Below are 9,242 nucleotides of genomic sequence, written 5' to 3' on the forward strand. Positions count from 1 at the left end.
GTCAGCCGCGGGTGAGTCTGGCCACGGTCTGGCGCGCGGCGGTATCGACCAGCCGCCAGGCCAGTTCGAACGCCTGCTTGCCGCCGGTGTACGGGTCGGGGATATCGCTGCGCTCATCCACGCCGGCCCACGGCAACCACAGCGCAACCTTGTCGCGCAGCGATGCGGGTGCAAGCCGCTGCAGATCGCGCAGATTGCTCGCGTCCGCACACAGCAGCCAATCGAAGCGTTCGAAATCGGCCAGCTGCACCTGACGCGCGCGCAATCCTGAGATATCCACGTCGTGACCGCGTGCGCAGCGGATGGCACGGGCATCCGGTGGTTCACCGGCATGCCAATCGCCGGTGCCGGCCGAATCCACTTCCACACGGCGTGCCAGCGGTGAGGCGTCCAGACGCGCGCGCAAGGCGCCCTCGCCCATCGGCGAGCGACAGATATTGCCCAGGCAGACGACCAACAGCCTCATGCAGACGCCAGTTGCGCTTGCGCGCGCTGCAAGTCTTCCGGCGTATCGATGCCGGGTGGGAACTGCTCAGGCGTCAGCGCCACCGCGATGCGGTAGCCGGCTTCCAGCACACGCAGCTGCTCCAGCGATTCGATGCGCTCCAGCGTGCTCGGCGGCATGGCTGCGAACTGCTGCAGAAACCCGGCGCGGTAGGCGTAGATGCCGATATGCCGCAGCCAGTGATTGCCGGCCGGTACCGCATCGCGCTGGCTGGCAAAACTGTCGCGATGCCACGGAATCGGCGCACGGCTGAAGTACAACGCATCGCCATGGGCGTTGCGCACCAGCTTCACGACGTTGGGATCGAACAGGTCGTGCGCGCTATCCACCGGCGCGGCGAGCGTGGCCATCTCCGCGCCGGAGCGTTGCAGCACCTGGGCCACTGCACGAATGCCGGCAGCCGGTGCGAACGGTTCGTCGCCCTGCAGGTTCACCACGCAGGTGGCCGCATCCCAGCCGGCAATGCGCGCGCACTCGGCCAGCCGGTCGGTACCGGACAGGTGCACGCTGCTGGTCATCGCCACGCGCACGCCGGCCAGGCCCTGGATGGCCTCGGCAATGCGCGCGTCGTCGGTGGCCACCCAGACCTCGCGGGCACCGGCCGCCAGCGCACGCTCGGCCACGTGCTGGATCATGGGGCGATCGCCGATCAGCTGCAGCGGTTTGCCGGGCAACCGGGTGGAGGCATAGCGCGCCGGGACGGCCACCACGAAGGCGCTGGATGCGTCGTCCGACGCGATGGAAGACGCTGCAGAAACTGGTTGCACGGTGTCCTCGCTGGTTGGAAAGGATGGAGGCTGCATCGACCGACCCTACTTCGTTGCTGCCAAGGCGCTGCCGACACCCTCAGGCATCGGGATGGCGGCTGGCCAGCTTGCCGAGGCGATCGAGCAGACTCACCCAGAAGGCCGCCGGCAGCTCCGCCTTCAGCGGCACGCTGTACAGCCACTCGTCGGCGAAGGGCCGGCACTTCACCGCGTCCTTTTCGGTCATCAGCACCGGCAGGCGGCTGCCGAAGCTGAAGTCCTGCGCGCGGTACACATGATGATCGGGAAACGCATGCGGCACCACGCCGATGCCGCGTGCGCGCAGCATCGCGAAAAACCGCTCCGGGTGCGCAATCCCGGCCACGGCATGCACGCGTTGCCCAGCCAGCGAGGCAAGTGGCCGTGCACGTTTGCCATCCATGGGCTGCACGCTGTCGATGCTCAGACGCATCTGCCATTCGCCGAACCCGGCATCGGTATCGGCCACTGGCGTGGCGACCGCCGGTACCACTGCATCGCTGCCCTGGCCCAGATTCACCACGCGGAAATCGCACTCGCGCGCACGCGCTGCGGGTTCGCGCAATGGCCCGGCGGGCAGCATGCGTCCGTTGCCATAACGGCGGTGGCCGTCGACAACTTCAATTTCGACATCGCGTGCCAGCCGGTAATGCTGCAGCCCGTCGTCGCACACGATGATGTCGCAGCCGGCCTCGACCAGGGCACGCGCCGCGGCCAGACGATCAGTGTCCACGCGCACGCGCGCGCCGGTTTTCCAGGCGATCAGCACCGGTTCGTCGCCGCCGAGCGCTACTGGCGTGTCCGCATCGACCCAGCGCGCAGTCCCGGCGTCATCGCGGCCGTAACCACGGCTGGCGACACCCGGGGTCCAGCCGGCCTGTTGCAGCCGGCTGACCAAGGTAATGGTGAGTGGCGTCTTGCCGGTGCCGCCAGCGGTGACGTTGCCGATCACCACCACCGGGACCGGCACGCCATGGCGCTTCAACCAGCCGCGCCGATACAGGCTGCGGCGCATTGCGGTGACCGCGCCATACACCGGCGCAAGCATGCGGGCCGGCAGCGGGATGGGCGTGTTGTCATACCAGTAGCCCGGCGTGCGGGCGCCGCGCTTGCTCATGCCTGACGTTCGCGAAACTGCATGCCGTGCAGGTGCGAGTACAGCCCGCCCAGCGCGAGCAGTTCCTGATGCGTACCGCGTTCGACGATGCGGCCCTGGTCCATCACCAGCACCTGGTCGGCATGCTCGATCGTCGACAACCGGTGCGCGATCACCAAGGTGGTGCGGTCCGGCATCAACTTGTGCAAGGCGTCCTGCACCAGCCGCTCGGATTCGTTGTCGAGTGCGGCGGTCGCCTCGTCCAGAATCAGGATCGGCGCGTCCTTGAGCATCGCGCGTGCGATCGCCAGACGCTGGCGCTGGCCGCCGGACAGGCGCCCGCCCTTGGTACCCACGTGCGACTGCAGGCCCTCTGGCAGCTGCGCGACAAACTCCATCGCATTTGCACCCTGGATGGCGCGCTCCAGTTGCCCCGCATCGCACTGGCGCATTTCGCCGTATGCCACGTTTTCGGCAATGCTGCCGTCGAACAGCATCACCTGTTGGCCAACCAGGGCAATCTGGCGGCGCAGATCGGCCAGTGCATAGGCCTGCACCGGGTGACCGTCGAGCAGGATCTGCCCGGACTCGGCCTCGTAAAAGCGTGGAATCAGCTTGATCAGGCTGGATTTGCCGCTGCCGGAGCGGCCGACGATCGCCGTGACGGTGCCCGGCTGTGCCACGAAGCTGACATCGGCCAACGCAGGATTGGCCTGCCCCGGATAGCGCGCGGTGACATCGCGGAATTCGATCAATCCCTTGGCGCGCGGCAGCGGCACCTGGCCCTGGTCGGGCTCGTCAGGGCTATCTAGCACCGAAAACAGGCGTTCGGCAGACGCCAGGCCGCGCTGCACCATGTTCTGCACATTGGTGAGCTGCTTGAGGCCCGGAATGATCGTCAGCATCGAGGTCATCAACACCACAAAATCGCCGGCCGTCAGGCGCCCGGCCAGTGCCTGCGCGCCAGCCACGAACAACAGCGCGGACAGACCGATCGCGCCGATCATCTGCACGGTGGCGGTAGAAATGCCGCGCGTGGATTCGACCTTCATGGCCAGCCTGAGATTGCGGTCGGCCAGGCCCGAGTAACGCTCCATCTCGCTTTGCTGCGCGCCGTAGATCTTGACCTCCTGATGGCTGGACAAGGTCTGGTCGGCGGCCTGCAACAGATGCGCCCCACTCTCCTGGATGCTGTGACTGATCCGCCGATAACGGCGCGCCACCTTGTCCATCACCCAGGCAAGCACCGGCGCCAGCACCAGAATGGTGAGCGTAACCTGCCAGCTATGCCACAGCATCAGCGCCAACGCGCCGATCACCTGCAGCGACTGCTGGATCATTACCTTCACGGCATCCACAGCGGCTTGCGCGACCTGATCCGAGTCCGAGCCGAGGCGGATCAGCATCGACGGCACCGGTTCGGAGTCGAAGCGCGAGCCCGGCAGGCGCAGATACTTGGACATGACCTTGACGCGTAGATCCCGCGCGATGCTGCGCGCAGACTTGCCCATCGCCATGTCGGTGATGTAACCGGCCGCACCGCGGATCACGAACAACAGGATGATCTGCACCGGTAGCCAGCGGCTGACTTCGGCGTTCTTGTAGATGAAGGTCTCGTCGGTGATCGGCTTCATCAAGGCCAGAAAGCCTGTGGTCCCGGCGGCCTCGATCAATGCGGCGATCAACGCGGCCACCAACAGCAGCCGGTACGGTTTTGCGAATGCCAGCAGACGCCGATAGGTCTGCCAGGACGACACCTGTGGCACGTTCTCGTTGATGGTCTTCACTGCCGCGTTCCGTTCTTGCCCGCTTCCGGCGCCGTAGCAATGGCGATGCGGCGGAAACCGAGTTGGCCCAGCGCGTCCTGCGCTGTCACCACCGCTTGATACGGCGTGCGCGCGTCGGCACGCATCAGCACGGTCTGCTCGCGGTCGTCGCCGGCAACCTGGGCAATGGTCTGCTTGAGCGAATCCACATCCGACCGCAGCACTTCCTGGTCGTTGATGAAATAGCGTCCATCGGCATTGACCAGCACGCTCAGCGAACGCGGCGGCGCACTGGTGTTCTGGTCGCTGGCAGTGGGCAACTGCAGTTGCAGCGTGGAGCGGGCGTCGAAGGTTGTTGTTACCACGAAGAAAATGATGAGGACGAGGATGACGTCAATCAATGGCACCAGGTCGATCTGTGGCTCGTCCTGGCTTCGGTCACTGCCGATGCGCATCCGTCAGCCCTTCGCCATGGCGGGGTTGCCGGCCGGCACGGACGCCGCAGCTGCGGTGCCGCCTGGCACGGGGCGGCCTTCCATCGTGTCCAGCAGCAAGGTCGCTTCCTGCTCCATCTCGATGATGTAGCCGGCAATACGCCCCTTGAAAAACCGGTGCGCCATCAACGACGGCACCGCGATGATCATGCCGGTGGCCGTGCACACCAGCGCCTTGCCGATACCGCCGGCCAGCTGGTTCACGTCACCCACGCCGTGATCGAGGATGCCCAGGAACATCTGGATCATGCCGACCACGGTGCCCAGCAGGCCAAGCAGCGGCCCCGCCGAGGCGATCGTGCCCAATGCATTCAGATAGCGCTCCATGCGATGCACCACATGACGGCCGGTGTCTTCGATGCGCTCACGAATCAGGTCACGGCTACGCCCACGCACATCCAGCGCGGCTGCCAGCAAGGCGCCCAGCGGCGAATTGCGGCGCAGCGACTCGATATGGGTGGGGTCCAGCTTGCCGCGCGCGGCCCAGTTGCGGACTTCCTCGCCCAGACCCGGCGGACTCACCTCGTTGCGGCGCAGGGTCCACAGACGTTCCAGCACGATCGCCAGCGCGATCACGCCCAACAACAGCAACGGCACCATCGGCCAACCGCCTGCCTTGACCAGCTCCAACACGATTCGATTCCTCCGGCAACGCGGCCGCCTATTCGCTGGCCGATAGGATAGCAGCCGACCGCCGCCGTTCCGCAGCATCCCAGAGCCGTGGCTGCCAGCGGCGACGCTCGCGGACCTGCAGCCCCTCGCGGCCCAGCCAGACCCGCACCGCACCGGTCTCGGCGGTATCCAGCACCTCGGCACCGGCGCCCTGCCAGCGCTGCACGGTGTCTGCGCGTGGGTGGCCGAAACGATTGCCATGCCCGGAGGACACCAGCGCAAGCCGCGCCGCGGTGGCCGCCACGAAGCCGGCATGCGAGCCATCGGCGCTGCCGTGATGCGGCACCACCACCACATCGGCGCGCAGCTGCGCCTGCCCTGCATGCAGCAGGCGGTGTTCGACGATGCTGTCGATGTCGCCTGGCAGCAGCGCACGCCCGTAGCGCGTCTCCACCAGCAGCACGCAGCTGGACTGGTTGCGCAGGTAGGGAAAGCCCGCGGTGGGATGCAGGAACCGGAACCGGACGCCCTCCCACTCCCAGTGCTGCCCGGCCTGGCAGCGGCGGCGCACATCCAGCGGAGCGCCGGGCGGCGCGAGGGTATCGGCCACCGGCAATCCGGCGCGCACCGCAGCGTAGCCGCCGGCGTGATCGGCATCGGCGTGGCTGAGCACGATGGCGTCCAGCCGCCGGAGCCCCAACGCCCGCAATGCCGGCAGCACCACCCGTTCGCCAGCGTCGAATCCATCACGGACCGCCGGGCCGGTATCGAACAGCAAGGCGTGCCGCTGGGTCCGCACCAGCACTGCCAGACCCTGCCCGACATCGAGCACCTGCAGATCGGCCTCGCCGGCTTCGGGCAGGGCACGGTCCGGCCACAGCAGCGGCAGCCACAACAGCAACGCCACTGATTTGGCCGGCGTTCCCCGAGGCATCAGCAGCCAGAATGCGCCGACCAGCGCCGCGACGAGCGCAATGGCGTCGGATTCGGGCACCCACCACAACGCCACCTGGGTGCGCCCAAGCCAGACGAATGCGGGCCAGGTCAGCTCGAAACACCAGCCGGCCAGCTGCCAGGCCCAGACGCCCGCACCCGGCCAGGCCGCTTCCAGCGCGGTGCCAAGCAAGGCCAGCGGCACCACCACGAAGGTCCACCACGGGATCGCAACCAGATTGGCCAGCGGCCCCACCAGCGACGCCTGCCCGAACAAGCTGACCGTCAACGGCAACAGGCCAATGGTCGCCACCGCCTGCGCCGACAGAAATCCGCGCAGCATCGAACGATCGTCAACCGGCAGGCACCACACCAGCCACGCAACCCCGGCGAAGCTGAGCCAGAAGCCGGCCACCAACACGCTCAACGGATCCCACAGCAGCACCGCCAACATTGCCAGCGCCAGGATATGCGCAGTGCTGGCGCGGCGACGCAGCACACGGGCCAGCGCCACCACCGCGATCATTAACACGGTGCGCACCGTTGGTAGCGCAAGGCCGGCGAGCACTGCATAGCAGGAGGCGCCAAGCAACGCCGCCACCGCAGCCGCATGCAGCCGTGGCACGCGCGTTCCCAGGCCAGGCAAGAGGCGCCAGACTGCAGTGATAAGCAGCGCGCAGAACGCGGCGACCAGGCCGACATGGAAGCCGGAGATCGCAATCAGGTGACTCAGCCCGGTCGCACGCAAGGTCGCCCACGCGGCATCGTCGAGCCCGCGGGTGTCGCCCAAGGCCAAGGCACGCAGGTAAGGCGACGCCGGCCCGGAGATGCTGTGCCCGATGCGCGCCGACATGCGCTCGCGCCATGCATCCACGCCGCTGGCCGGCGTCACCTGCCTGGCCGCAGCGGGCATGCGCACATAGCCGGTTGCAGCAATGCGTTGCGCCAGCGCCTGTCGCTCGGCGTCGAAACCACCCGGATTGCGCAGACCGCGCGGCGCACGCAGCTTCAGGCGCAGCTGCCAGGTGGCGCCGGCCGTCAACGCGGAGCGTGGGCCGATGGTGTCTGCACCAAAGTCGTCGTACCAGCTCACCTGCAGGAGTGCGCCACGCAGCGCTTGCGGCTGCGCCGGGTCATCAGCCAGGCGCAACTGGAAACGCGTGCGGCGTGGCTCGGCGATGGGCAGGCCCGCCACCCTGCCCTGCACCACCCATTCGCGCGCTTCATCGGCCGGCAGTAGCTGCGCCCGCAGCACTCCAGCCGCTTGCCAGCCCATCAGCCCAAATCCTGCCACGCACACCGCGCTCAGCAACAACCAGCGCCGCGGCCACCGGCGCAGCGCGGCAAGGCCGACTGCGCCGATGAGCAGGCAACTACCGTAGACCGTGTGCGACAGTGCCGCCGGTGACCAGGCACATGCCACCACGCCCAGCAGCAACGCGGCTGCGACCGCCACGGTGCCGCCAGCGAGTGGCCTCACCGCATGCGTTGCATTGTCCATCTCCATTGCCCGCGCGTTGCCGATCCATTGCTCAACGTAACGATCGTCTGCCACGACGGGCAGCAGCGTTCAGCGTGTTGCCGGGTAGGAAGATGGCGCGAGAGCTTGCAGGCAAAGCAACCGCTCGAAGCGTTGCATCACAACCTTCGCTTCCGCATTTGAGCCGATGCACGCGGCCGAGCGCAGGTGAGCAGGACCGCGGATGCTTCCAGCGATCCGCGTCACGCTGCCGCCGCTGGCGCCTCGACCGTCCACACGCGCCGAAACCCGCCACGCGGCACACCGCGCACAAACCCGGCACAGCAATGATCCGTTCTACAAACGCGCTTCATTTCGTAGTGAAATCAGGCCTGCGTTCGCCCTGATTTCATGGCCGCATCGCTATGGTGGACGCTGTTTCCGAGGAGTTCCCCCATGCGTAAAGGTACTGCACTGATCGTCGGCGTGACCGGCATCTCCGGCTACAACCTCGCCAATGTGTTGCTCGCCGACGGCTGGACCGTCTATGGCCTGGCGCGCCGCCCACTGCCGCACGAAGGCGTGATCCCGGTAGCGGCCGATCTGCTCGATGCGGAGGCAACCAAAAGTGCGCTGCAGGGGCTACCGATCACGCACGTGTTCTTCTGCACCTGGACGCGCCGCGATACCGAGCGCGAGAACGTCGAAGCCAACGGCGCGATGATGCGACACCTGTGCGATGGCTTGAGCGAGGCGCCGCTTCAGCACATGGCGCTGGTCACCGGCACCAAGCACTACCTGGGTGCTTTCGAGAACTACGGCAGTGGCAAGGCGGAAACCCCGTTCCGCGAAAGCGAGCCGCGCCAGCCCGGCGAGAACTTCTACTACACCCTCGAAGATCTACTATTCCAGCATGCCGAACAGCACGGCTTCGGCTGGAGCGTGCACCGCTCGCACACCATGGTTGGCATTGCCAACGGCAGCAACGCGATGAACATGGGCGTGACCCTGGCGGTGTATGCCTCGCTGTGCAAACACACCGGGCAACCGTTCGTGTTCCCCGGCTCGCAGGCACAATGGAACAGCCTCACCGATGTGACCGATGCCGGCCTGCTCGGCCGGCAACTGGCATGGGCCGGCCTGAGCCCGGCAGCGCGCAACCAGGCGTTCAATACCGTCAATGGCGATGTCTTTCGCTGGCGCTGGATGTGGGGCGAGATTGCGAAATTCTTCGGCCTGGAAGCGGCGCCCTGCCCGCAGACGCCCGAACCGCTGGAAGTACGCCTAAGCGACACCGCCCCGGCGCAATGGACGGAATTGGCCGCAAAGCATGGCCTGGTGGAGCCGGACGTCAACCGTCTCGCCTCGTGGTGGCATACCGATGCCGACCTCGGCCGCGAGATCGAATGCGTCAACGACATGACCAAGAGCCGCGAATTGGGCTTTCTGGACTTCTACGACAGCCGTGCCGCGTTCCTGGAACTGTTCACCCGGCTGCGCGCGCAGCGAATCATTCCCTGACGAACAGGTCCTGGCTTCTTAGAACCTGTTCACGATCTTCTGAGTAATAGTGCCAAGAAGGCCAAATGGAT

The 9,242-nt window shown here is 66.7% G+C and carries 7 protein-coding genes and 1 pseudogene; 1 reads left to right on the top strand and 7 read right to left on the bottom strand.

Annotated elements, in window-relative coordinates; genetic code table 11:
* Window position 1 precedes the first annotated feature (1 nt).
* The 7 genes and pseudogenes from QRM60_RS20600 to QRM60_RS20630 all read right to left on the bottom strand — a co-directional run.
* On the bottom strand, window positions 2-466 hold the full coding sequence (locus QRM60_RS20600; protein ID WP_042599150.1) for a low molecular weight protein-tyrosine-phosphatase: 465 nt from the start codon (window positions 464-466) through the stop codon (window positions 2-4).
* Window positions 463-1,272, bottom strand: a complete 810-nt coding sequence (gene kdsB, locus QRM60_RS20605; protein WP_285446946.1) for a 3-deoxy-manno-octulosonate cytidylyltransferase — start codon at window positions 1,270-1,272, stop codon at window positions 463-465. The genes QRM60_RS20600 and kdsB overlap by 4 nt, the downstream gene beginning before the upstream one ends.
* 79 nt (window positions 1,273-1,351) lie before the next feature.
* The gene (lpxK, locus tag QRM60_RS20610; protein ID WP_042599151.1) at window positions 1,352-2,407 is read right to left on the bottom strand and encodes a tetraacyldisaccharide 4'-kinase; all 1,056 of its coding nucleotides are present in this window, start codon (window positions 2,405-2,407) and stop codon (window positions 1,352-1,354) included.
* Complete coding sequence (gene msbA, locus QRM60_RS20615; protein ID WP_115556131.1) at window positions 2,404-4,173, bottom strand: lipid A export permease/ATP-binding protein MsbA; 1,770 nt, start codon at window positions 4,171-4,173, stop codon at window positions 2,404-2,406. Before msbA ends, lpxK begins: the two co-directional genes overlap by 4 nt.
* Window positions 4,170-4,607 (bottom strand): biopolymer transporter ExbD, encoded by a 438-nt coding sequence (locus QRM60_RS20620; RefSeq protein ID WP_019237622.1) that lies wholly within the window; start codon window positions 4,605-4,607, stop codon window positions 4,170-4,172. The genes msbA and QRM60_RS20620 overlap by 4 nt, the downstream gene beginning before the upstream one ends.
* 3 nt (window positions 4,608-4,610) lie before the next feature.
* Window positions 4,611-5,279, bottom strand: a complete 669-nt coding sequence (locus QRM60_RS20625; RefSeq protein ID WP_011037273.1) for a MotA/TolQ/ExbB proton channel family protein — start codon at window positions 5,277-5,279, stop codon at window positions 4,611-4,613.
* Window positions 5,173-7,698 (bottom strand): annotated as a pseudogene (locus QRM60_RS20630) (DNA internalization-related competence protein ComEC/Rec2); the annotation flags it as partial. The pseudogene QRM60_RS20630 and the gene QRM60_RS20625, both read right to left, overlap by 107 nt.
* Before the next feature lie 408 nt (window positions 7,699-8,106).
* Between QRM60_RS20630 and QRM60_RS20635 the strand changes: the two are divergent.
* Window positions 8,107-9,171: an SDR family oxidoreductase gene (locus QRM60_RS20635; RefSeq protein ID WP_115540372.1), complete on the top strand. Its 1,065-nt coding sequence runs from the start codon at window positions 8,107-8,109 to the stop codon at window positions 9,169-9,171.
* The last annotated feature ends 71 nt before the right edge of the window (window positions 9,172-9,242 follow it).

This window comes from Xanthomonas sp. fls2-241-TYG-148 (genome assembly GCF_030208815.1).
GTDB classification, from domain to species: domain Bacteria; phylum Pseudomonadota; class Gammaproteobacteria; order Xanthomonadales; family Xanthomonadaceae; genus Xanthomonas; species Xanthomonas campestris.